General features: G+C 70.3%; 21 protein-coding genes, 1 pseudogene and 1 riboswitch. Of the genes and pseudogenes, 13 read left to right on the forward strand and 9 right to left on the reverse strand.

The genetic code is table 11. From position 1 onward, the window contains the following. Nucleotides 1–61: 61 nt before the first annotated feature. Together Pph01_RS34685 and Pph01_RS34690 are read right to left on the reverse strand one after the other, a co-directional pair. Nucleotides 62–1387: an RNA polymerase sigma factor gene (locus Pph01_RS34685; RefSeq protein WP_204077444.1), complete on the reverse strand. Its 1326-nt coding sequence runs from the start codon at nt 1385–1387 to the stop codon at nt 62–64. Next, nucleotides 1303–1710, reverse strand: coding sequence for a YciI family protein (locus Pph01_RS34690; protein WP_239117238.1), 408 nt, complete (start codon nt 1708–1710; stop codon nt 1303–1305). Before Pph01_RS34690 ends, Pph01_RS34685 begins: the two co-directional genes overlap by 85 nt. Before the next feature lie 257 nt (nt 1711–1967). Here Pph01_RS34690 and Pph01_RS34695 point away from each other — a divergent pair, with 257 nt between their 5' ends. The 4 genes from Pph01_RS34695 (at nt 1968) to Pph01_RS34710 (ending at nt 6314) form a co-directional block, all read left to right on the forward strand. Next, the gene (locus tag Pph01_RS34695; protein ID WP_204077446.1) at nt 1968–2708 is read left to right on the forward strand and encodes a hypothetical protein; all 741 of its coding nucleotides are present in this window, start codon (nt 1968–1970) and stop codon (nt 2706–2708) included. A gap of 75 nt (nt 2709–2783) precedes the next feature. Next, a riboswitch (TPP riboswitch) is annotated at nt 2784–2899 on the forward strand. Further along, nucleotides 2891–4588, forward strand: coding sequence for a phosphomethylpyrimidine synthase ThiC (gene thiC / locus Pph01_RS34700; RefSeq protein WP_204077447.1), 1698 nt, complete (start codon nt 2891–2893; stop codon nt 4586–4588). (Overlaps the previous riboswitch by 9 nt.) A gap of 42 nt (nt 4589–4630) precedes the next feature. Further along, the gene (locus tag Pph01_RS34705; RefSeq protein WP_204077448.1) at nt 4631–5059 is read left to right on the forward strand and encodes an RrF2 family transcriptional regulator; all 429 of its coding nucleotides are present in this window, start codon (nt 4631–4633) and stop codon (nt 5057–5059) included. A 73-nt stretch (nt 5060–5132) separates the two neighbouring features. Next, nucleotides 5133–6314: a globin domain-containing protein gene (locus tag Pph01_RS34710; RefSeq protein WP_204077449.1), complete on the forward strand. Its 1182-nt coding sequence runs from the start codon at nt 5133–5135 to the stop codon at nt 6312–6314. A 15-nt stretch (nt 6315–6329) separates the two neighbouring features. On the opposite strand, the gene Pph01_RS34715 is transcribed toward Pph01_RS34710, so the two are convergent. Then, nucleotides 6330–6746 carry a hypothetical protein gene (locus Pph01_RS34715; RefSeq protein WP_204077450.1) on the reverse strand — a complete coding sequence of 139 codons (417 nt, stop codon included), beginning with the start codon at nt 6744–6746 and terminating at the stop codon, nt 6330–6332. 91 nt (nt 6747–6837) lie between these two features. Between Pph01_RS34715 and Pph01_RS34720 the strand changes: the two genes are divergently transcribed. Next, entirely contained in the window at nt 6838–7404 is a 567-nt protein-coding gene (locus tag Pph01_RS34720) for a CGNR zinc finger domain-containing protein (RefSeq protein WP_204077451.1), read from the forward strand. An 81-nt stretch (nt 7405–7485) separates the two neighbouring features. Further along, nucleotides 7486–8682, forward strand: a complete 1197-nt coding sequence (locus Pph01_RS34725; protein ID WP_204077452.1) for a cytochrome P450 family protein — start codon at nt 7486–7488, stop codon at nt 8680–8682. A gap of 66 nt (nt 8683–8748) precedes the next feature. On the opposite strand, the gene Pph01_RS34730 is transcribed toward Pph01_RS34725, so the two are convergent. From Pph01_RS34730 to Pph01_RS34745, 4 genes are all read right to left on the reverse strand, one after another. Then, nucleotides 8749–10098 carry a carbohydrate-binding domain-containing protein gene (locus Pph01_RS34730; protein ID WP_204077453.1) on the reverse strand — a complete coding sequence of 450 codons (1350 nt, stop codon included), beginning with the start codon at nt 10096–10098 and terminating at the stop codon, nt 8749–8751. 111 nt (nt 10099–10209) lie between these two features. Further along, nucleotides 10210–11340 carry a ThiF family adenylyltransferase gene (locus Pph01_RS34735; RefSeq protein WP_204077454.1) on the reverse strand — a complete coding sequence of 377 codons (1131 nt, stop codon included), beginning with the start codon at nt 11338–11340 and terminating at the stop codon, nt 10210–10212. A 41-nt stretch (nt 11341–11381) separates the two neighbouring features. Beyond that, nucleotides 11382–12137 carry a hypothetical protein gene (locus Pph01_RS34740; protein ID WP_204077455.1) on the reverse strand — a complete coding sequence of 252 codons (756 nt, stop codon included), beginning with the start codon at nt 12135–12137 and terminating at the stop codon, nt 11382–11384. A 48-nt stretch (nt 12138–12185) separates the two neighbouring features. Further along, on the reverse strand, nt 12186–13595 hold the full coding sequence (locus Pph01_RS34745) for a hypothetical protein (RefSeq protein ID WP_204077456.1): 1410 nt from the start codon (nt 13593–13595) through the stop codon (nt 12186–12188). A 239-nt stretch (nt 13596–13834) separates the two neighbouring features. Here Pph01_RS34745 and Pph01_RS34750 point away from each other — a divergent pair, with 239 nt between their 5' ends. From Pph01_RS34750 to Pph01_RS34765, 4 genes are all read left to right on the forward strand, one after another. Further along, a complete protein-coding gene (locus Pph01_RS34750) occupies nt 13835–15424 on the forward strand; it encodes a flavin monoamine oxidase family protein (protein ID WP_239117236.1) in 1590 nt (529 codons plus the stop codon). Nucleotides 15425–15606: 182 nt separating this feature from the next. Next, nucleotides 15607–16323 carry a two-component system response regulator CseB gene (gene cseB, locus Pph01_RS34755; protein WP_204077457.1) on the forward strand — a complete coding sequence of 239 codons (717 nt, stop codon included), beginning with the start codon at nt 15607–15609 and terminating at the stop codon, nt 16321–16323. A 1-nt stretch (nt 16324) separates the two neighbouring features. Continuing rightward, a complete protein-coding gene (locus Pph01_RS34760; protein WP_239117237.1) occupies nt 16325–17605 on the forward strand; it encodes an ATP-binding protein in 1281 nt (426 codons plus the stop codon). 342 nt (nt 17606–17947) lie between these two features. After that, a complete protein-coding gene (locus Pph01_RS34765; protein ID WP_373315704.1) occupies nt 17948–18862 on the forward strand; it encodes an endonuclease/exonuclease/phosphatase family protein in 915 nt (304 codons plus the stop codon). 54 nt (nt 18863–18916) lie between these two features. Here the strand turns inward: Pph01_RS34765 and Pph01_RS34770 are convergent, their stop codons facing one another. Continuing rightward, nucleotides 18917–19375, reverse strand: a complete 459-nt coding sequence (locus tag Pph01_RS34770; protein WP_204077459.1) for a MarR family winged helix-turn-helix transcriptional regulator — start codon at nt 19373–19375, stop codon at nt 18917–18919. Between the two features lie 229 nt (nt 19376–19604). On the opposite strand from Pph01_RS34770, the pseudogene Pph01_RS34775 reads away from it, so the two are divergent. Further along, nucleotides 19605–20918, forward strand: a pseudogene (locus Pph01_RS34775) (FAD-binding oxidoreductase); the annotation flags it as partial. Between the two features lie 53 nt (nt 20919–20971). Here the strand turns inward: Pph01_RS34775 and Pph01_RS34780 are convergent. Beyond that, a complete protein-coding gene (locus Pph01_RS34780) occupies nt 20972–21919 on the reverse strand; it encodes a DUF2218 domain-containing protein (RefSeq protein WP_204077460.1) in 948 nt (315 codons plus the stop codon). A 110-nt stretch (nt 21920–22029) separates the two neighbouring features. Here Pph01_RS34780 and Pph01_RS34785 point away from each other — a divergent pair, with 110 nt between their 5' ends. Further along, complete coding sequence (locus Pph01_RS34785; protein WP_204077461.1) at nt 22030–22584, forward strand: ArsR/SmtB family transcription factor; 555 nt, start codon at nt 22030–22032, stop codon at nt 22582–22584. 182 nt (nt 22585–22766) lie between these two features. Further along, complete coding sequence (locus Pph01_RS34790; RefSeq protein ID WP_204077462.1) at nt 22767–23765, forward strand: hypothetical protein; 999 nt, start codon at nt 22767–22769, stop codon at nt 23763–23765. The last annotated feature ends 60 nt before the right edge of the window (nt 23766–23825 follow it).

Raw genomic sequence — 23825 nt, forward strand, 5'->3', positions numbered from 1 at the left:
ATCTTCGAAGCGGTGCGCGACGGCGCGGTCGCGGCGTAGCGGGCCGGTCGCGGCCCGCGTGTCACGAACCGTCGGACAGACGGGCGGCGCGGGAGTTCAGGTAGCGCTGTTGCTGAAGGCCGGTCGCCCGCCGTGCCGCGGCTCCGTAGGCCTCCCGGGCCGCGACATGATCACCGGACATCTCGAGCAGGTGCGCCCGGACCGCGTGGAGCCGGTGATCCTCGGCGATCCGCTCGTCGGCCGCGAGCTCTCCGAGGAGGTGGAGTCCCTCCTGAGGGCCGCGGGCCATCGCCACGGCGACGGCGTGGTTCAACCGCACCATGGGATTGTCGGAGATGCGCATCAGCAGTTCGTACAGCGCCGTGATCTGCGGCCAGTCCGTCGCCTCGGCCTTCGGCGCCTCGTCGTGGACCGCCGCGATCGCCGCCTGGAGCTGGTACGGCCCCGGCACCCCGCGCGGCAACGCCTCGGTGATGAGCGCGACGCCCTCGGCGATGCGGCCGGCGTCCCAGAGGCCGCGATCCTGCTCCGCCATCGGGACCAGTTCGCCGTCCGGACCGGTGCGCGCGGGCCGGCGGGCGTCGGTGAGCAACATGAGGGCGAGCAATCCCGCGACCTCGCCGTCATCGGGCAGCAGCCGATGGACCACGCGGGCCAGCCGGATCGCCTCCGCCGACAGCTCGCCTCGGTAGAGGTTCGGGCCCGATGTGCTGGCGTAGCCCTCGTTGAAGATCAGGTAGAGCACGTGGAGCACCGCGCCGAGACGTTCGGCGCGCTCCGCGCCCCGGGGCATGCGGAAGGGGACGCCGCTGTCCTTGATCCGCTGCTTGGCGCGGCTGATGCGCCGGGTCATGGTGGCCTCGGGCACGAGGAAGGCCCGGGCGATCTCCCTGGTGGTCAGCCCGCCCACCGCGCGCAGAGTGAGCGCGATCTGGGACGCGGGAGACAGCGCGGGGTGACAGCACATGAACAGCAGGATCAGCGTGTCGTCGGTCTCCGCGGGCGGGCTGTCGGCGGCGGGCGCCGTCCGATCGCCGGGAAGCGCCCACCGCGCGACGGCGTCCTCACGCCGCCGGCGAGCCTGCTCGGCCCGCAGCAGGTCGGTCAGCCTGCGCGACGCGACCGTGATCAGCCACCCCAGGGGGTTGTCCGGGACGCCCCCTTCGGGCCACTGCGTGGCGGCCGCGAGCAGCGCCTCCTGGACCGCTTCCTCTGCCGTGTCGAACTGCCCGTAACGCCGCACGACCGCGCCGAGGACCTGCGGCGCCAGCCGGCGCAGCAGGTCCTCGGCCTCGGACGCGGTCAGTACTCCGGCTCCGTCCGGGACTCCTGGATCGGGCGGATGTCCGCATAGGCTCTCGCGGCGACGTGCTCCGGGCCAGGACATTCGCCCAGCCGGGCGGCGATCTCGGTGGCCCGGTCGAAGCTGTCGCACTCCACGATCCAGTAGCCGGCCAGAACCTCCTGGGTCTCCGCGTACGGACCGTCCGTCACGACCGGGACGCCGTTCTTCGACCCGATCCTCCGGGTGTGGACCGGAGCCTCCAGGCCACGCGTCTCGACGAGCTCGCCCGACTCCTCGAGCTCCTTGTTGAACGCCTCCATGAAGGCGCCCATCGCCGCGAAGTCCGAGGGGGACCACGCCGGCGTTCCGGCGTCCATGCCCGCCATGTTGTCGTAGTCCTGCTGCGAGGCGTAGCTCAAGATCATGTACTTCACGGTCTCTCCTTGTCCGCGAGCGCCTCCGCGGCGCCGTTCAACAGAGACGTCGAAGCCGCCCGGCGATACCGGACACGGGATCGCCGGGGATTCCGGATTACCCGGAACATGCTGCCAAGCCGGCCGCCGGTCCTCCAGAGGCGTCTCTTCCAGAGGCGTCTTTTCAGAGGCGCCCCACGGTGGACACCCGGTATGCCGGGGTCGAGAATGCTCGGCGTCATCGAGGCTCGGAACAGGGGATGCGGCGAATGGCCATCGAGATGCGTCCGTCCGCGGCGACCGCCGTCGCCGGCGCGGACGCGCTGGACTACTACCTGGTGCTGCCGGACCGCCCGGCAGATGGGACGCCCGCTGACGGAATCGTCGTCGAGGAGTTCGCCCTCGGGAGCGACCACACGGCGATCGGGCTGGACTGCGCCGGATGGACCGCCGCGGACGGCGAGTGGTGGAGCTCGGCGGCCTTCAGCCGCGGCATGCGCCGGGAGCCGGATCTCCGCCGCCGCGTCGCCGCGGTCCCCCGCCGTGACGCCGAGGTCGTCTACCGGCGCCTCGGCGGGGGCGAACTGCCCGGCGAGGCGGAGCTGCGGTCGCGCTTCCACGACCGCGAACCGCTGGGCGAGCCTCCCCTGCTGCTCGGTTCGCCCGACGTTCCCGACGGGTTCCACGACAGGCGCCTCTACCGCGTGCTGTTCGCCGGGGACCTGGCGGGCGAGGGCCTCGCTCGCCTGCGAGCGCTCTGGCGGATGACGCTCCCCGGCGACTTCGCGGATCCGCGGGCGCGCGTGGCCGGCACGGCCACCCTGAGCGTGGCCGGCGACCTGTTCAGCTGGGATCTTCGCCGGATCGGACCCGGCGTGGCGTGGTGCCTCGACCTGACCGCCTGCCTGGCCGGACCGGCCGACGCCGCCGTACGGCCGCTGCTTCGCGAGCTGACGACGGTGATGCGCTACGAAGGGCTGATCCCCGTGACGATCGAGCGCTTCTCCTGACGCCACCGGCTCAGCCCTGACCGGCCCGCCGTCCGCTCGTCCCTTGATCTCTTTCCGGGGCCGGGTTACGGTAACGCCGACCGACGCGGGAGCCCGGTGTGACCGGGCTGAGAGGACGGCTATCCATCAGCCGCCGACCGCCAGAACCTGCTCCGGGTAATGCCGGCGAAGGGAGTTGCGCGATGGGTGACGCGCGTTTTTCCAAGATCTACACCGGTGACCTCCGTGTTCCGATGCGTGAGGTCCTGCTGTCCGACGGCGGGCGGGTGCGGCTCTACGACACCTCGGGGCCGTACACCGATCCGGCGGTGACCACGGACGTCACCCGCGGCCTGCCGCGGCTGCGCGAGGACTGGATCCTCGGCCGGGGCGACGTCGCCGGGTACGGCGGGCGGCGGGTCCGGCCGATCGACGACGGCTTCAAGGACCAGGCGGCCTGGGCGGACAGGACCGCGGGGGCCTTCCACGGCGACGGGAGGCGCCCGCTGCGGGCGACCGGGGCGCCGGTGACGCAGGCCGCCTACGCCCGGCGGGGGCTGATCACCACCGAGATGGAGTTCGTCGCGGCCAGGGAGGGGGTGACCCCGGAGTTCGTGCGCGCAGAACTGGCGGCGGGGCGGGCGATCCTCCCGGCCAACGTCAACCATCCGGAGAGCGAACCGATGATCATCGGCCGCAACTTCCTGGTGAAGATCAACGCGAACATCGGCAACTCCGCCGTCTCCTCCTCGATCGAGGAGGAGGTGGAGAAGATGACCTGGGCCACACGGTGGGGCGCCGACACGATCATGGATCTGTCCACCGGCAGGGACATCCACACGACCCGCGAATGGATCATTCGCAACTCTCCCGTGCCGGTGGGAACCGTACCGATCTATCAGGCGCTGGAGAAGGTCGGCGGCGTGGCCGCTGACCTGTCCTGGGAGGTCTACCGCGACACGCTGATCGAGCAGTGCGAGCAGGGCGTCGACTACATGACCGTGCACGCCGGCGTACGGCTGGCCCACGTGCCGCTCACCTCGCGGCGCAAGACCGGCATCGTGTCCCGCGGCGGCTCGATCATGGCGGCCTGGTGCCTGGCACACCATCGCGAGAGCTTCCTCTATGAGCACTTCGCGGACATGTGCGAGATCTTCGCGGCCTACGACGTGGCGTTCTCACTCGGCGACGGGCTGCGCCCCGGCTCGATCGCGGACGCCAACGACGAGGCGCAGTTCGCCGAGTTGCGCACGCTCGGCGAACTCACCGCCGTCGCCCGCGGGCACGACGTGCAGGTGATGATCGAGGGCCCCGGCCACGTGCCGATGCACAAGATCAAGGAGAACGTGGACCTGCAGCGCGAACTCTGCGGCGACGCGCCCTTCTACACGCTCGGCCCGCTCGTCACCGACATCGCCCCCGGCTACGACCACATCACCTCCGGCATCGGCGCCGCGATGATCGGCTGGTACGGCACGGCCATGTTGTGTTACGTCACCCCCAAGGAGCACCTGGGGCTGCCGGACAGGGACGACGTGAAGACCGGTGTCATCACCTACAAGATCGCCGCGCACGCGGCGGACCTGGCCAAGGGGCACCCACAGGCTCAGGCCTGGGATGACGCGCTCTCGGACGCTCGGTTCGAGTTCCGCTGGGAGGACCAGTTCGACCTGTCCCTCGACCCCGAGACCGCCCGGTCGTTCCATGACGAGACCCTGCCGGCCCCCGGAGCGAAGACCGCCCACTTCTGCTCCATGTGCGGGCCGAAGTTCTGCTCCATGCGGATCAGCAGGGACATCGCGGACAAGTACGGCCACGACGAGATCGAGGCCGGGTTGAAGGCCAAGGCGGAGGAGTTCACGGCGGGCGGCGGGCGCATTTACCTCCCCGTCGCGGACTGACCTTAATTGGTATTTTCTGTACCAGTTTGATACGGTCACACGGTGCGACTGACGAAGTTCACCGACATGGCCCTGCGCGTCACCATGCGCCTGGCGGCCGCGGAGCAGGGGACGACGCTCACCACCCAGCAGGTGGCGGACGCGATGGCGATCCCCTACACCCACACCGCCAAGGTCGTCGCACGCCTCCAGCACCTCGGGGTGCTGGAGGCCCACCGGGGACGCGGCGGCGGCCTGCAGGTGACCGGGTTCGGCCGCGCGGCGTCGCTCGGCTGGCTGGTCCGTGAACTGGAGGGCGAAGAGGAGGTCGTCGCATGCGAGGGCGACCCTCCATGCCCGCTGCGGGCGGCCTGCCGCCTGCGCGGCGCACTGCGTGACGCGCAGCAGGCCTTCTACTCGGCGCTCGACCCGCTGACCGTGGGCGACCTGGTCACCTCTCCGACAGGGCCGGTCCTGCTCAGCCTCGGGTGACCGGCGAACGTGGACGTGTTCGTCGACATCCGCGCTTAAATATGAAGATCACTTACTAATTCGGGGGAAATCAATGTTGTCTCCGCACGCGGCCGGCACCGTCCGCGACACCCTGCCCGCCGTCGGTGAAGCCATCGGGGAGATCAGCGCGCGCTTCTACGACACGATGTTCGCCGAACACCCCGAACTGCTGCGCGAGCTGTTCAACCGGGGAAACCAGGCCGACGGCAGCCAGCGCAGCGCCCTCGCCGGGTCGATCGCCGCCTTCGCGTCCATCCTGGTGCAGCGCCCCGAGGAGCGGCCGGACGCCCTGCTCGCCAGGATCGCGCACAAGCACGTCTCGGTCGGCGTCACCACGGAGCAATACGAAGTGGTGCACAAGTACCTCTTCGCCGCCATCGCCGACGTGCTCGGCGAGGCCGCGACCCCGGAGGTGGTCCGCGCCTGGGACGAGGTCTACTGGCTGATGGCGAACGCGCTGATCGCCATCGAGACGAGGCTGCGCCGTGACACCACGACGGGCTGGCTGCAGGCGACGGTGGTGGAACGGCGCAGCGAGACCGCCGACGCCGTCTCCCTGACCCTGCGGCCGCAGATCCCGCTGACCTTCAAGCCGGGTCAGTACATCAGCGTCGCGGTCGTCCTGCCCGACGGCGCAAGGCAGATCAGGCAGTACAGCCTGTCGAGCGCCCCCGAGCGGGACGAGTGGCGCATCACGGTCAAACGCGTGCACGGCGGGGAGGCCCCCGACGGCGAGGTGTCCAACTGGCTGCACGCCAACGTGCGGCCCGGCGACGTGCTGACGGTCTCGGCTCCGGCGGGGGACGTGACCATGCCCGGCGGCGACACCCCGCTGTTGCTGGCCTCGGCCGGCATCGGGGCCACCCCGATCCTCTCGATGGTCGAGCACCTCGCCGCCAGCGGTTCCACCCGCCCGGTCACCGTCATCCACGCCGACCGCTCGCCGGCGGACCACGCCCATCGAGAGGAACTCGTCCGGCTGGTCGACGGCCTGCCGTCCGCCCGCCTGCACCGGTGGTACGAGGACCTGGGCCACTGCACCTGCAGCCCGGCGCCCAACTCCGGCTACGTCGACCTGTCGGGAGTCGAGTTGCATGACGGGCTGACCGCTTACCTCTGCGGGCCGTTGCCGTACATGCGCAGTGTCCGCTCCCAGTTGCTCGAGCGGGGAGTGGCCGCCTCCGCCGTCCACTACGAGGTCTTCGGACCCGACCTGTGGCTGGGGCAGGACTGACCGCGGGGCGGGGCCTCAGGCGGTGAGCAGGCCGACGCCCAGGGTGATCACGCCCGCGGCGAGCGCGGCCGCGCCCAGCCACAGGATCGCGATGAAGCGGTTGGGCGCGGTGATCCCCCGGCCGGCCGACGAGGCGAAGAACCCTCCGGACATCAGAACCGCCGCCACCGGGACGCCCAGCCGCGCGACCCAGCCCGCTCCGCCGGTGAGCGTGGTCGCGTCCGCGAGGACCTGGCAGACCAGGGCCAGCGTGACCAGGACGCCGGCGTGGGCGTGCCCGGCGCGGGCGAACGACTTCTGGAAGTCGGTCATCGGCACGTCACCACGGACGATCTTGGTCATGAACCAGCCGCCGAACTCGATGGTCACGATCGTCAGGAACAGCAGGCCGGCGACGACGCGGCTGGCGTCGCTCAACGGGACAACGGCCATTGGGGGGCTCCTCTAATCACTACCTATGTACGATATGGCAGTGACGATAGAGTCAAACGGAATCACTAGTCAACAGACGTTTGATAGTTACGTGGCCGAGTTCGCCGGACTCGCCCTCCGGCTCGTCAACGACCTCACGAGCGAGCGCGCGCACGGTCAGCACGTCGAACCGCCACGCTCGGGCGCCGACCAGCTGGCGATCATCGAGGACGCGCTGGCCGCGGACGAGTCCCTGCACACGGCCCCCTTCGGACCCGGCGGCGCCGAGGTGCTGACCGCCGCGGTGCGCCGCCTGCGCGTCGCCGTCGACGCGTGCGTGGACGGCGACGTCCAGGGCGCGGCGGACGTGCTGAACGACCTGCTCGCCGCGCACCACGCGATGCCCAACCTGCACGCCCGGCCCGGGCAGCCGCTGCTGCTCGCCTTCCACGCCGTCGGCCAGGGTCCGGTGGACTCCTACATCGCCGACATGGCCACCAGCATCGCGATGATCATCGGTGCCGGCCGTACGGCCAGGCTCGGCCGTTGCTCGGCCAACGCGTGCGATCGCGTCTTCTACGACGTCAGCCGCAACGCCTCGCGGCGGTTCTGCGACCTGTCCTGCCAGAACCGCGCCAAGGCGACCGCGTACCGGGCCCGGCGGGCACGCGACGCCTGAGCGCCGGCGCTCCTCGGATGACGGGCCGAGCGCGCGAAGGGCGGACGAAGGCGCAGGTGGCGGCACGAGTACCGTTGGCCTGTGACCAGCGAACCGGTCAAGCTGAACCGCGCGTTCTATCAGGATCCGCACTCGGTCTATCGGCGCCTTCGCGCCGAGGGCCCGGTGATCCCCGCGACGGTGTACCGGGGGCTGAGGGTCTGGCTGGTCACCCGATATGCCGAGGCCAAGTCGCTGCTCGCCGATCCCCGTCTGAGCAAGGACGCCAGGCGGGCGCTGGAACTGTTCCCCGCGGGAACGGCCGGCGCGCACTCCTCGGCGCTGTCCTTCCACATGCTCAACTCCGACCCGCCCGATCACACCAGGCTGCGCACGCTGGTGAACAAGGCGTTCACGGCCCGCACCGTGGCCCGGCTGCGCCCGCGCATCGAGCGGATCACCGACGATCTGCTCGACGAGATGGCGGCCGCCGGCTCGGTCGACCTGGTGAAGTCGTTCGCCTTCCCCCTGCCCATCGCCGTCATCTGCGACCTGCTCGGCATCCCCGACGCCGACCGCGACAAGTTCCGCGCCTGGTCGAAGCCGTTCGTCACCGACGCGTCGGAAGACGTCATCCGCACGGCCCACCGGGAGCTGACGGCCTTCTTCACCGGACTCATCGCGGCCAAGCGGGCGGCGCCCGGCGACGACCTGCTGTCGGAACTCGTGCACGTCTCGGACGAGGGCGACCGGCTGTCGCAGGACGAAGTCGTGTCGATGGTGTTCCTCCTCCTGGTGGCCGGCCACGAGACCACGGTCAACCTGATCGCCAACAGCGTGCTCACCCTGTTGCTCCACCCGGACCAGTTGGCGGCCCTGCGTGCCGACCCGTCCCTGCTCCCGGGCGCCGTGGAGGAGTTCCTGCGCTTCGAGGGGCCCGTCAACATCGCGACCCTGCGTTTCACCGACGAACCCGTCCGCGTCGGCGACGTCGAGATCCCCGCCGGCGAGTTCGTCATGATCTCCCTGCTCGCCGCCAACCGCGACGGCGACCGATTCCCCCATCCCGAACTGCCGGACGTCACCCGCCCCTCCGGTGGCCACCTGGCCTTCGGGCACGGCATCCACTACTGCATCGGCGCACCACTGGCCCGGATGGAGGCGGAGATCGCGCTCGGCCGGCTCCTCGCCCGGTTCCCCTCGCTGGAGCTCGGCGCGGAGCCCGCCACGCTGAAATGGACGCTCAGCACCCTGATCCACGGCCTCGACACCCTCCCCGTCCACCTCCTCCCCCCGTGATCATGCACGGCCTCTGCGCAGGTCAACGCGCACGTTCACGAACCCGTGCATGATCACCACGAGGGGCTAGCGGACGAGGCCGATGGTGGTGAAGGAGCGGTCGTATTCGGTGAACGACTGGTTGTTGTACGGGCCGTAGATCCAGGTACGGACGGAGTCGGCCTTGGTGTCGATCTCCACCAGGCGTACCGGGTTGGTGGTGTTGGAGTGGAACGTCTGGAGGAACGAGTAGATCTTGTTCCCGTGGACGCCGGTGTCCACCCGGTTCCCGGCGACGCCCACGTGACCGGAGAAGACGAACTTGATGTTGGCGTACTGCTTGATCAGGTTGTCGTACAGGTACTGCGGGCTGTTGGCCCCGTAGGAACCGCTCTGCTCGATGTTGGCGTTGGCGTCGATGTAGTCGTGCGTGACGACCACGACGTTGTGGTGCGGGTTGGCCGCGACGACGCCCTTGGCCCAGTCGACCACCTCGGTCCGCGGCCACAGCTCAAGGGTCAGCACGAGCCAGTGCACGCCGCCTGCGTCGTAGGTCGAGTAGGAGTTGTCCACCTTGCCCGTCTCGAACTGCCCCTTGACGGCGCCGTACTGGGCGGCGGTGAAGTACTGGTTGAAGACGCTGGTGTCCCGCACGAGCTCCCGCGTGTGCTCCGGGTCACGGGCGGACCCGCCGACGCCGGTGGCCTGCGTGTCGTGGTTGCCGATCGCCAGCGAGTACGGGATCTTCGCCGTCTCGAGCGACCGCATCGCGTTCCTGGCGATCACGTACTGCGAATGATCGGGGGTGTCCCAGTTGACGACGTCGCCGGAGTGCGTCACGAACCGCAGGTCAAGCGCGGACCTGTTGGCGACCAGCCAGTCGGTGCGGTTCTTGAAGCGGGTGTCGCTCGCGTTCAGGACCTCCTGCTGGGTGTCGGGCATGACAGCGAAGCTGAACGTGGTGTCCGTGACGGGCGTCTCCATCCGGGCGTACGCGATGTGGACGTTGCGGTCGCAGACGGTCGTCTGCAGGTCGTTGACGAGCTGGATCTTGATGGTGTGCGTGCCGGCGCCGAGCGCGGGACCCACCGGATAGGTCCCGTACTGGGTGGCGCTGACGATCGTGGTGTCGCCGAGGAGCGTGCCGTCGGCCGTCACCCGGATGGTCGGCCAGCCCTGGCAGTTGTCGCCGATGGCACCGATCTGCACGCGGCCGGAGCCGTCGATCGTCGTGGTGGCGTAGCTGGAATCGCTCCACAGGGAGGCCTGGGTTCCCGACGCGGGCACCGGGGTGCCCTTCGCCGCGGTGATCGCCCCGTTCACCACGCTGAACTGCGAGGCCGGCGCGGCGCTCGCGGCGCCGGACAGCCCGGCGACCGCCGCCGCCGCTCCCGCGACCACCGCGAGGATCGCGGATCTCGTTTTCCTGAAGCGCATCGTCGATTCCTCCATGCACGTCACGTCCGCTGCTGGGCACCTGGATGCTAAGCAAGATCAGAAACGGCACATGAAAGATCTGAAACACATTCGAGATACGCCGGCTGTACTTCACATTTCGCCCGCCTCGCGGTTCGGTTCGGCTGTCAGGGCCGCTCCCGTGACCGGCTCGAAGGGGTCGACGTAGTAGCGCCCGGACGGCGCGTTCTCCCCCAAAAGGATCCTGCGGGCGGCGTCGGTGACGATCGCGCCGCCGAGAGCCGCGCCGGAGGCGAGCTGGGGCCAGGACGAGACGGTGCGCGCGATCTCGGGCAGGGAGGCGGCCAGGCGCGGGCTGATCCGCCGTTCGTCCAGCAGGGCGAGGACGAAGGGAACCTTGTCCGCCGTCGACAGGTCGCGCAGGTCCTCCGCGCGCACCTCGCCGAGCAGCCCGTGGAGGATCGGACGGCCGGGCTCGAGGTCGAAACGCTCGATGTCGAGCATTCCGCGGTCGTTCGTGTCCATGACCACGGGAATGCCGTGGTGCCGTGCCCGTTCCCGTATGGCGATCTTGACGTACAGGTCGTCGCACTCCTCGACGACGAGATCCAGCCGGCCTCCCGAGAGCAGGAAGTCGTCGAAGTCGTCCTCACTCAGCCCCTGAGGGAAGGTGGAGATGCCCAGGTAGGGATTGATCTCCGCCATCTGCCGGGCCGCGAGCACGGTCTTGTCGATCCCGAGATCGTGCACACCGGCTCTGAGGCGGTTGAGGTTGGACAGCTCGATCCGGTCGAAATCGGCGAGCCTGAACGATCCGCCGACTCCTTCCTGCGCCATGGTGACGGCCGCCGCGTTCCCGACCGACAGTCCGACGACCCCGACATGCTTGCCGGCGAGCGTGTCCTGCTCCCGCCTGGTGATCTTGTAGCGGTTGCGGTCGGTGCGCAGCTCGTGGAACTCCTCACGCGGCAGCAGGTGCACGAGCCGGGCCGACCACGGAAACCAGGCCCAGGTGCCGTACGTCGAGAGGTCCCCGCCGTCGAGGATCTCCGCGAGGCGGCGGTCGACGAGGGGGTCGTCCGCGGCCATGGCGGGATCGCGGCTTCTGACGAGCTGCCGCAGCTGCCCGTCGAGGGTGTCGTGGACCCGCCACGCCACCCCGTCGTCCACGAGCCGCTGGACGGCGCCGGCGTCACGCTCGGCGTCGAAGAGACGGGGGCGCCACGCACGGTCGCCGAACGTCTCCTCGCCGGGCTCGTCCATCGAAGACACAGGTGATCGCTCTTCCTCTCCCGGGGACACGGTCATGTGGCGGGCGAAGCACAGGGCTTCAGGCCGTCGTCCGCCCTGAGCGCCTCGGTGGTCTGCGCGACGATGCGCAGGATGTGACCGGGAGCGCTGTAGTTGAGGTGGACGTTCTCCACCCGTCCCGTGGGCGGAAAGTACCCGTCATGGCAGGACAGCACGTGCTCGAATCCGAGCGCGGCCCTGAACGCCGGCCGCGAGGCCAGCCGGTGGAAGCTCACACTCGTCTCCCAGGCGCTGCCGAACCGGTCCAGGGCCGCGAGGCGGGCGGCGCGCGCCAGGAAGTGCACCAGCAGGCGGGAGACCGTGCCCACCCGGTGAGCCGGATGGATCCAGAGGCCGCCGAAGTGGCCGACGCGGCCGGATATGCCGAGGTCTCCGGGAAGCGGTGGCGGGTTCGGTACGGCGAACGCCGCGGGAACGGGGTCGTACCACAACCGCAGCGACCCGATCATGCCCATGAAGTCGGGGGTGACGAGCAGGCGGGCCGCGACGCATCCGGCCACCTCGTCACGTGCGTCACGGACGCCGAGCCAGAAGGCGTCGTCGGCCGAGATGGGGTTGTGCGCGGGGTCGAAGGTCGGGTTGAGGCCGTCGGTCTGCGGGGCCTGCCTCATGTGCCCGGCCCACCCGTCGGTGTGCGGGTGGACGGTGAGTCGCATGCCGCGACGGCCGAGCCAGCGGCGGCCGGCGTCGACGAACTCGCCCGCCGGGCCGTGGCGCACGTTCTCCAGGCGTAACTCGTCCTCGGACACCGCGGGCCCCTCCTCACCGATCTTTCACGGCCGATCACCATGAGCGCTTTACATGCCGATCACTTTCTTGATGCCCTCGAAAAGGAAGTTGCCGCCCACGCCGACCGCCAGGTCCACGCCCACCTGGTAGACGACGCCGAGCGTCTTCCGTACACGGGAGACGGGCATGTCCGGTTCCGCCAGCGCCCCGCGGAGATCCTTCAGCGCCGCCTCGAGCCCTGCCGGATCGGACGTCTCCGGGAAACGGTCGCGTTGCGCCTCCAGGAACTGGACGACGGCCTTCACCAGCGCGGTGATCTCCGGATCCCGCTCGTTGTGCACGATGTCGCCGACGCCGCCGATGCTCGAGTACGGCGCCAGGGTCGGGTTGTAGATGTGGAACTGCTGGCTGATCGCGGGCGGGGCGGGCTCGGCGGGCTCCCGGACCGTGGGCGGCGAGACCGAACGCGTCCACGCGGCGCCGAGGCCGCTCAGCTTGAGCCTGTGGTCTCGGGCCTCGACGCCCAGCCTCGCCCGCAACCGGGGCAGCCCCTCGAGCAGGGTGCGGCGCCGTTCGGGGTCGGGCACGGCGAGCCCGACCGCCACGCAGGCCCGCACGGCGTGCCGCGCCGACCGGGGCGGATGCCCTGCCTCGATCATGGACGCCACCAGGGCGCTCTCCTGAACCCAGGAGGACGAGAGCGCCGCCATCAGGGTGGACACCGCCTCCGCGAGCGTGGCGTCCTCCTTCTCGACGCGTACCGGCGCTCCCCCGCCAACGCACAGGAAGTGGTCGGCGGCGCCCGCCCGGGCGAGGGACCGGCCAGCCAACCAGACCCCTGACGTGCGTTCGTCCCCGGAGAGGTCGCGCACCAGGACGGGTGCGAACTCCGGCGGAGGCAGCGGATGGCGGTACGGCTTCGGGACCCCCGGGACGCGGGGCCGGGTCGGCCGCGGCCCCTCCGGATTCGCCGTCCATTCCGCGAGATCCATCGTGAACTTGAGGTTCGCCTCGCGTTCACGCTCCTCCCGCTGCGCCTTCCGCCGGAGGTGGTCCGCCTCGTTGTCCGAGTTCCGCCGGCGGATGGGTCTGGTCTTCTCGGCGTACTCGGCCTTGGAGGCCGCCCAGTCGCCGGGCCGCAGATCCTCGGCGCGCACATCCCTCGCGCTCCCGAGCGCCCGGGCGAACAGCGACCCGGCGACACGGCCGTTCCGCGCGGAGCGCTCCGCCTCCCGGTGCAGGAGCACGACCCCGTCGGCGTACGCCGCGACGGCCAGGGCGACGGGCCAGACGGGCACGAACCACCATGACGATCCGGTCGTCTGGACCAGGACGAACGCGACGACCGCCACCGGGGCGGCGGCGAGCAGCCCTGCTCTCGCACGGGCCCACAGGACCCGTGCGTCGTTCTCTCTGGGAACGGCGGCCGCGATGACTTCTGGGGAAATGCGGACATCGTCGGGATTGCGGATTCCCACACGTCGATTATGTGTCCGGATGATCGTTCCTGGTGAGCGAAACCGGAAAGCGGCGGGCCGTTCCATGCCTCCGAGGATGCCGCCGCCGCGGCCGGACGACGGGTTCCGGAAACACCGCCGCAATAATCATGGAATTTCGTAATTTATTTCGGTTTGGGAGAAATTGGCCCGGAACATGATCGTCGATCTCCGGCAACAGATCGTCCTCACACTTGCCTCCAGAGATCTTGGAGGTGTCTGTGAGCTACAGCAGGCGTGGATTCCTGACAGCGGTGGGCGCGACCGGAGGAGCCGGTGCACTTCTCGCCACGATGGGCGCGCTCGGCCTCGCGCCGACCGCCGAGGCGGCGGCCCGCACGGCCTTCGTCCCCCCTCAACCATCCGACTTCTCCCTGACCGGAAGGGCCGCGAAGAAGGTCGTGATCCTCGGCGCCGGAATCGCGGGCCTGGCCACGGCCTACGAACTCGGCAAGGCCGGCTACGACTGCACCGTGCTCGAGGCGCTCGACCGGGTCGGCGGCCGCAACTGGACCATCAGGGGCGGCGACAAGATCACCGAGCTCGACGGCTCGACCCAGACCGCCCGCTTCTCCGACGGCATCTACATGAACGCGGGCCCCGCCAGGCTCGCGCAGTGGATGGTCACCATGGACTACTGCCGTGAGCTCGGCGTCCCCCTGGAGGTCTTCACCAACTCCAACTCGCAGTCGTACATCTTCAACGCGTCGGCGGGGATGACCTCCCCGGTCCGCTGGCGTACGGCCAAGGCGGACGTCTACGGCTACATCTCCGAACTGCTCTCGACCGCCACGGACAGCGGCGCGCTCGACGCCAAGCTGACCGCGGACGACAAGGAGCGCCTCCTGTCCTTCCTCCGCGGCTTCGGCTCGATCGGCAACAAGGCGAGCGGCTTCGCCTACACCGGCAACGAGCACCGCGGCTACAGCGTCGACCCGGGCGCGGGCGAGCAGCCCGGCACGATCCTCGGGCCCGTGCCGTCGTTGTCGGAGGTGCTCGCCAGCGGCGTCGGGCAGCGGTTCTCGTTCGAGTTCGGTTACGACCAGGCGATGCTGATGTTCCAGCCGGTCGGCGGCATGGACGCCATCCCGAAGGCGTTCGCCGACGCGATCGGCAGGCACAAGATCTCGCTGAGGTCGACGGTCACGAGGATCACCGACCTGGCCGACGGGGTCGAGGTCGAGTACCAGGACGCCCACGGCAGGAAGCGGAAGGTCACGGCGGACTTCTGCGTCGCGGCCATGCCGCCGCACATCCTGGCCAAGACCCCGCACAACCTCGGGCCCGACGTGCAGGCCGCCCTGTCCATGCCGACCGTGACGTCCTCCGGCAAGATCGGGCTGGAGTACCGCCGCCGGTGGTGGGAGACCGACGAGAACATCTACGGAGGCATCACCAACACCGATCTCGACCTGTCCGTCATGTGGTATCCCTCCTACGGGTACGGCACGCGGCGCGGCCTGATCATCGGGTACTACAACAACGGCGCCAACCAGGACGCCTACGCCGCGCTCCCCCACGCACAGCGGGAGAAGCGCGCGGTCGAGCAGGGCATGAAGATCCACGGACCGAAGTACCGCGACGAGCTGGCCGCCTCGGTGTCGGTCTCCTGGAGGCTCCAGCCGCACATCGAGGGCGCCTGGGTCGGCTGGCCGTCCCGCACGGGCGGGTACCAGTTGCTGAACCGGCCGGCCGGCCACGTCCACTTCGCGGGCGACTGGCTGAGCTACATGATCGCCTGGCAGGCGGGCGCGCTGGAGTCGGCCCGCAAGACCGTCACCGATCTCCATCAGCGGGTGCTCTCGCACTGAGCGACGTTCCCGGTGGAGGGGCACGGTCGGCCTGCGGCTGTGCCCCTCCTCCGTCCCGGCCCGCCGCGCTCCTCCGGGTGCCCCGCGACCGGCGAGCGAGGCCTCCGGCCCCGAAGGAGCACGCGCCGAGCCGCGGTTCCGACCGGGTATCGTCCTGGTGATGCATGTGCCGTTCGAGAGAGATGTCTGATTTGAGAGCCGCTAGCGGGGCATCGGCTCCTGTCGCGGTGCTGCTCGTCGAGGACGACGAGGTGATCCGCAAGACCGTCGGGATGGCCCTGGAGCGCTACGGCTACACGGTGACCGTCGCCGGCGACGGGCTGACCGGACTGGAGCTCTTCAGGGACGGACGGCACGATCTGCTGTTGCTGGATGTGATGTTGCCCGGTCTGGACGGCATCGGGTTGTGCCGGCGGGTCAGGGAGACGAGCCCGGTCCCCATCCTGATGATGTCCGCCCGCGCCGACTCGCTGGACGTGGTCTCGGGGCTGGAGGCCGGCGCCGACGACTACGTCGTGAAGCCGGTCGACACGGCGGTGCTGGTGGCGAGGATCCGCTCGCTGCTGCGCCGCGCCACCTTCTCCGCCGAGGCCGAGGAGCCCGAGAAGCCGGGATCGGGGCTGGTCATCGGAGACCTCCGCATCGACACCGACGGCCTGGAGGTGTTCCGGGACGGCCGGCAGGTCGCGCTGACCCCCACCGAGTTGCGGCTGCTCCTGGAGTTCGCCGCCAATCCCGGGATCGTGCTCGACCGCCAGACCCTGCTGCGCAACGTCTGGGACTACGGATGGGACGGCGACAGCCGCGTCGTCGACCTGTGCGTCCAGCGGCTGCGCAGGAAGGTCGGCGCCGACCGGATCGAGACGGTCCGCGGCTTCGGCTACAAACTCCGGCGCTGAGGTGGGCACCCTCGTCCGGGCGGCGCGCGAGCTGCTGAACTGGAGATCGCTGCGCTGGAAGATCGCCGCGCTGGTGGCCATGGCGTCGTGTGCGGTCGCGCTCGCCGTGGGAGTGCTGGTCCATCGGAGCACCTTCGACCGTTCCATGTCCATCGGCAGGGAGCGGGCCACGAACGCGTTGGGGCCCGTGGTCGACCAATACCGGCGGACCGGGGTCGCCGACCCCCTGCAGGATCCGGGAGCGATGCCCGATGCGCTCGTCCGCCAGGTCAGGGGCCCGGGACAGGTCAGCTTCTGGTACGACGACCGTCGGCCGGACACACCGTGGATGTGGGCCGCCGAGTCGGTCGACGGCCAGGTGATCGCCGTCCAGATGGAGTTGGGGTCGGAGTTGCGGAGCCTGCAGGCGCTCGACCGGCACATCGTCGAGGCCTCGCTCGCCGTGCTCGCCGTCGTCGTGCCGCTGGCGGCGCTGGCCGCCGAGCTGCCCAACCGGCGGTTGAGACGGGTGGCCGGGACCGCGCGGCGCATCGCGGCCGGCGACCTGGACGCCCGGATCGGAACGAGAGGCTCGGGCGGCGACGAGATCACCCAGATCGCGGCCGCCGTCGACACGATGGCCGACAGCCTGCGGGACCGGCTGGTGAGCGAGCAACGTTTCACCGGCGACGTCGCCCACGAGTTGCGCACCCCGCTGATGGGCCTGACCACCGCGTCCGAGCTGCTGCCGGAAGGCGAGGCCGCCGACCTCGTACGCGACCGGGTGCGGGTGCTGCGGTCCCTGGTCGAGAGCCTGCTGGAGATCTCCCGCCTCGACGCGTGCGCCGAACGGGCCGAGCGCGCCGTGGTGCCGCTCGGCCGGGTCGTCGAGGACTCCGTACGCCGCGCGGGCCTCCAGGTGCGGCTGACCGTCACGGGTGATCCGGTCGCCGAGACCGATCCGCGCCGTCTCGACCGGATCATCGCCAACCTCGTGGCCAACGCGCACCGTCACGGCGTGTCCCCCGTCGAGGTGACCGTCGACGGCACGACGATCGCCGTACGCGATCACGGTCCGGGGTTCCCCCGCGAGTTGCTGGCAGAGGGGCCTCAGAGGTTCCGGACCGGTGCGGCCGAGCGCGGCCAGGGGCACGGCCTCGGCCTGACCATCGCCCTCGGCCAGGCCCAGGTGATCGGCGCGGAGCTCACCTTCGGCAACGCCCCCGACGGCGGCGCCGTCGCCGAGCTCCGCCTCCCGGGCGGCGCGCGGTCCAGGACTGATACACGTCCGACACGCACCTGAGCGGGCGCCGACGCACGACGCCGACACGGCGGACATCCGCATCGGGCAGAGTCTGCCGTGATACCGATCTCCACCGGGGCTTCGGATCATCCGCCAAGACGCCGATGCTCGGGTAGCCTGCGGGGCGAAGATGAACCTGCACGCGCGCACCGCTCCCCCAAGGGGATCTCCCCGGCGGGTCGGGACAACGGCCAGAAGGTGGTCGCTGCGGTTCAAGACTCGCTGCCCTCGGCTCTGGCGGCACGCCACGAGGGGAAGTGAAGCCACATGACGACGACAGCCGACGCCACCTCGCGTGAGGGTGACGGCGGTGAGACCGACGAGAGGCGTCGGGAGAACGGGATGTGGCGGCGCGGGAGGATCATCGGGGGTGTGGCGCTTCTGCCCGCCCTGGTGATGGTGCTGCACGCCCACATCCCCAACCGGGCCGGCAACATCGGCAGCCTCACTGAGACCTTCCTGCCGTGGACGGGGCTGGCCGTCCCCCTGCTCGCGGCCTTCGCGCTGGCCCGCCGCTCGGCGACGGCCCTGGTCGCCCTGACGCTGCCCGCCGTCATCTGGCTCGCCCTCTTCGGCCGCACGCTCCTCGACAAGCGGTCGGACGGCGGGGACCTGATCGTCGCCTCCCACAACGTCAACAACGACAACCCGGACCCCGAGGGCACCGCCCGGGCCCTCATCGCCTCGGGCGCCGACGTGGTCGGGCTCGAGGAGCTCACCGCCTCCGCGATACCGGTCTACGAAAAGGCCCTGGCCGGCGCGTACCGGTACCACGCGATCCGGGGCACCGTCGGGCTGTGGAGCAAGTACCCGATGTCCGACACCCACTCGGTCGGCATCATGGAGTGGTCACGCGCCCTGCGCAGCACCGTCCAGACCCCCCACGGACCCCTGGCCGTCTTCGTCGCCCATCTTCCGTCGGTGCGGGTCAACCTCGACGCCGGCTTCACCGCCGACCAGCGCGACGCGTCCGCCAGACTCCTCGCCGAGGCCGTGCGCGACGACCCCGTCAAGAGGACCGTCCTCGTGGGCGACTTCAACGGCACGGCGGGCGACAGGGCTCTGTCCCCGGTCACCTCGCAGATGCGCTCGGCCCAGGCCGCGGCGGGTGACGGGTTCGGCTTCAGCTGGCCCGCGGCGTTCCCCATGGCCCGCATCGACCAGATCCTCGTCAGGGGCGTCGAACCGGTCTCCTCCTGGACGTTGCCCGCCACCCGCAGCGATCACCTGCCCGTCGCCGCGTCCATCGGCTTCTGACGCCGCCGCGGCGGAGGCCCGGTCTCCTCAGCCGGTGGGCGGGCGAACGACACCTCAGTCGTGCCTGTCGCCGTGATGATCGGCGAGGCGGGTGAGCAGGTCGATCAGGTTCCGCCGGTCGGCCTCGGGCAGCGGGGCGAGGAACTTGTCCTGGGCGGCGGCGACTAGCCGGTCGAGGTCGGTGAGTTGCCTTCGGCCTGCCCCGGTGATGGTGATGACGTTGCGCCGGCGATCTTCCGGGTCGGGTGCGCGCTCGAGGAGTCCCCGTTCGGCGAGGTCGTTGACGGTCGCCACCATGTCGCTGCGGTCGATGCCGGTGCGGCGGCCGAGGGCGGCCTGGCTGGCCGGGCCGTACTCCTCCAGCGTGGCGAGCAGGGCGTAGTGGTAGCGCCGGACGCCGGCTTGGGCGAGCGCCTGACCCACGATCCGGTTGGCGGTCTGTGCCGCCTGGTTGGTCAACCTGCTCGGCAGCGTGCGCAGCCGCTGCGGCGGCGGTCCCTCTGGGGTGTCCACGGGGGCAATCTAGCAAGTTGTTGGCCGCGCCCACGATTATGTGTATTGTTGGTCATACCAACGTTGGTCAGTCCAACAATCTCGTTGTGTAGAGGTGTGATCTCTCATGAGCAAGGCGGATGACCAGACCCCCACGGAGGTCTGGACCGGTCTGGCGCGCCACGACGACCAGACCGATTCCTTCACTGTTTCGTTCGCACCCGACGGCAGCGCGCCGATCCGGGGGCGCATGCTCTACCCCGGTGACGAGGGCTTCGAGGAGGCCTGCTCCGGCTGGCTGCTGACGGTCGAGCACCGGCCCGCGGCGGTCGTGGTCGCCGCAGACGCCGATGACGTGGCCGCCGCCGTCCGGTTCGCGGCGACGGCAGGACGCCCGGTCGCGGTGCAGTCGACCGGGCACGGCAAGTCGGTGCCTGCGGATGGGGCCGTGTTCATCGCCACCGGGGAGCTGCGCGAGCTGTCGGTGGACCCGCGGGCCGGCACCGCGAGGATCGGAGCCGGGCTGCGGTGGGGTGACGTGCTCACCGCGGCGGCCGAGCACGGCCTCGCGCCCCTGTGCGGCTCCTCCGGCCAGGTCGGGGTGATGGGCTACCTGACCGGTGGCGGGCTCCCGCTGGCCTGCCGCACGTACGGCTTCGCCGCCGACCACGTCCGCTCGCTCGACATCGTCACCGCCGACGGCCTGCTCCGCACCGTCTCGCCGACCCGGGAGCCCGACCTGTTCTGGGCGGCGCGGGGCGGCAAGAGCAACTTCGGTGTCGTGGTCGCGGCCGAGATCGAGCTGCTGCCGCTGCGCACCGTCTACGGCGGTGAGCTCTACTACCCGGGCGAGGACCCCAGGCACGCCGCCCACGTGCTCGGCTCCTACCTGGCCTGGGTCAAGGAGCAGCCGGACGAGATGTCGTCCTCCGTGACGCTGCTGCGCTTCCCTGACGCGCCACAGCTGCCCGAGGAGTTCCGTGGCCGCTCGTTCGTGCAGTTCCGGGTGGTCTACACGGGGGACGGGGAACAGGGCGCGCGGCTGGTGGAGCCGTTGCGTGCGCTCGGCCCGGAGAAGGACACCTGCGGCGCCAGGCCGTACACGCAGATCACCGAGATCTACCAGGACCCCAAGCACCCGGTCATGGCGCACCTGCGCGGCGCGTTGTTAAACGAACTGGACGACGAGGCCGTGGAGGAGCTGGTCTCGTTCATCGACCCGTCGGCGCCCGGGGGCCCGTTCCCCGGCATCGAGCTACGTCACCTGGGCGGGGCGCTGAACCGGCCGCCCGGCCGCCCGCACGCGGTCAGCACCCAGGGCGCGGCCTTCCACCTGTGGCTGCGGATGCCGGCCCCGGCCGGGCAGGCCGACGCGGCGCGCAAGGCCGCCGACGAGGTGCTGGGGCGGCTCCGGCGGTGGGACACCGGCGCCATGCTTCCGGGGTTCCTGTTCGACCACGACTCGGCTCCCGAGCGGGTCAGGCGGGCCTACACCGAGGCGGACTACCGGCGGCTGGCCGCACTGAAGGCGAAGTACGACCCGAACCAACTTTTCCGTATCAACCACAACATCCCGCCGGTCAGCCCCGCTGATCGCCGGCCCTGGGGAGCCGCCGGTCAGCGCCTGCGGGCGAGGGTCACGCCGTCCCGCACGGGCAACATCACCGACTCGACCCGGGGGTCGGTCGCGATGAGATCGTTCAGAGCGCGCATCGCCAGATGGCGCTCCTCCTGGAAGGCCGGGTCCATGACTCGGCCGCCGAGGAACACGTTGTCCAGGACGACCAGGCCACCGGGACGCAGCCGCTGGACGATCTCCTCGTAGTAGGCCGGGTAGTTCTCCTTGTCGGCGTCGATGAACGCGATGTCGACGGACGGCTCCGCGGGGAGCGCGCGCAGCGTCTCGAGGGCCGGGGCGACCTTCAGGTCGATCCGGTCCGCCACGCCGGCGCGCTCCCAGTAGTCCCTGGCGATGGAGGTCCACTCGTCGCTGACGTCGCAGGCGAGGAGCCGCCCGCCCTCGAGCAGTCCCCGGGCGATGCAGATCGAGGAGTAGCCGGTGAACACGCCCACCTCGATGGCGTTGCGCGCGCCGACAAGTCGCACCAGCATCGTCAGCAGGGCGCCCTCGTCCCGGGAGACCTGCATGCCGGACGCGTCGCCGGTGGCCTCCCGCGTCGCGACGACCAGTTCGTCGAGCACCTCTCCGGGCGGGGTGCAGTGCGTGAGCAGATAGTCGCCGACGACGGGTTCGACGAGCTGCAGATCGGTCCCCTCGACCGGCTCCGTCCACTCCACGTCGAGCTCCTCCTGGGCGGCGAACCGCACCAGGTGCCGGGTGACGACGTCCTGGACACCCGCGACGGCCTCGGCGTCCGCCGCCGTCACGATCAGTTCGAGGTGGTCTCGCGCCGGTGTGAGCACGCACGTGCCCTGGGCGAAGGCGAGGGTCCCCCTGCCATCGCCGGAGAGCTCAGCCGTCACCTTGTGGCCCATGTGCGAGACGAGCTGCTTGATGTAGCGAGAAGGGCGGGAGGTGGCGACATGTGCCGTGGAGACGGGCATCGATGATCCCTTCGAACCGAATGAAGCGTCGAGAACTCTCAACGCTTGACTGAGTCTGGAGTCCGGCCCGGTCGTTTGTCAAAGCGTCGACATTCCTCGACACTTGATGGATGGAAGACGAGTCGCCCGAGCAGGAGCAGCTGGTCCTGCGCTCACCGGCGCAGTTCAGGGCGCTCGGTCATCCCGTGCGCCATCGCCTGGTCAACCTGCTGCGGCAGCGGCCCGCGACGCTCGCCCAGCTGACGGCGGCACTCGGCTCGACCAAGGGAACCATCGGCTATCACGTGCGGATCCTCCGGGAGGCGGGCCTCGTCCGCCTGGCGTCCACCCGGCAGGTCCGCGGCGGCACCGAACAGTACTTCGCGCTGGTCAGCCGGGGCTTCAAACTCGGCGAGGACGCGGAGGTCGGCCCGGAGTTCCTCATCAACGCCGCGCTGGCCGAGATGCTCCCCCCAGGTCCCGGGCAGGGCGGCCGCACGATGCTGCGCCACCTCTGGCTCACCGAGGACGAGGCCGAGGCGCTGGCCGTCCGGCTCCGCGAGTACGCCACCGACCCGCCCCCGTCCGGCGCCCCGCGAGGAGAGGCGTACGGCCTCCTGGTCAGCCTGTATCCGGCCGACATCCCGGCCCTGTCCCCCGACGAGCACGCCGGGGAACCGGGCTGAACTCGAGCGAATGAGCGCCGGCTCGTATTCGTTACAGCCCCGGCCGATATCTCGGTGCGCACCCGATTCCGGTACGGCGCGACCGGAAATTCGAATGCTCCCGCCCGTGACACAACGGTGTTCAAACTTTTTCCCTCGAACCGGCATCAAAAGGTCGACGGGAAATGAACAAGGGGGCAGAAATGAAGTCGATTCGAGGGGTACTGACCACGACGGGGGCGGCCCTGGTCATGGTGTCCGGGGTGGCCTGGGAGGCGGCGGGCGCCGCCCCGACGGCGGCCGCCACGACGCCGAAGCCGCCGGCCGTCGCCGCTTCATCGGCGCTCGGCGGCACCAGTAGCGGCAGCGGTGGCGGCGCCGGCGGCAGCGTCTACGTGCGGTTCAACGCAACGGGTGCGGCCCAGATCGTCTGGGCACGGCCGGGGGCCCCGTTACGCGTGGCGACGCTGGGCGGGGGCAGGCGCATCACCCAGGTCGCGGTGTCGCCGGACGGCACCAAGGCGGCCTGGGTCTATCAGGGAAAGGTGCACGTCACCCGCTACACCGCGACCGGCCGTGCCATCGGGGACCGGACGATCGCCACGGACGCGGGCCACGCGCCCTGCGAGACCCCCGTCTTCTCACCGGACTCGAAGACCGTCGCCTACCCCTCCCGGGCGAAATCCACAGTGCCGGTCATCGCGGCCGCCAAGGCGGACGGGACGAAGAGATACGTCATCGGCCGGATCCGGGGCTCCTGCCATCTCGCGTGGTCGGGCAACGGCCGCTACCTGGCCGGATACTCCGGGGGCACGGCAGGCGTCCACCTGCTCGATGTCAGGACGCACACGTCGCGCAAGGTCCCCGGCATCAGGTACGCCAACCATGTCCAGAGCCTGTCACCCAACGGCCGCCGGATGATCGTCCACCGGCTCACCCCCTCGGACCCGGGCGGGGACGGCATGTGGCCCTACGGGTTCCGCCCCACGATCGTCGACACCAAGACGGGCAAGACGGTCGCGATCCCCGTCCGCGGCACCCTGCTGGGCGCCATGTACCTCAAGGACGGCCGGCTGATGGTCCGGGTCAAGGGCAAGATGCACAACACGCTCGTTGTCGTGACCGCGAGCGGCAAGATCCAGCGTCGTACGGCGGAGCCCGCGAAGGTCCGCCGGGACGCACTGGTCGCCTTTCCGAAGTGACCGGCTGAACACATGGCCCCGCCGTCAAGGGACGCGCATTCGTCAATCCGGCAATCGAAT

The organism is Planotetraspora phitsanulokensis, assembly GCF_016863295.1.
Taxonomy (GTDB): Bacteria; Actinomycetota; Actinomycetes; order Streptosporangiales; family Streptosporangiaceae; genus Planotetraspora; species Planotetraspora phitsanulokensis.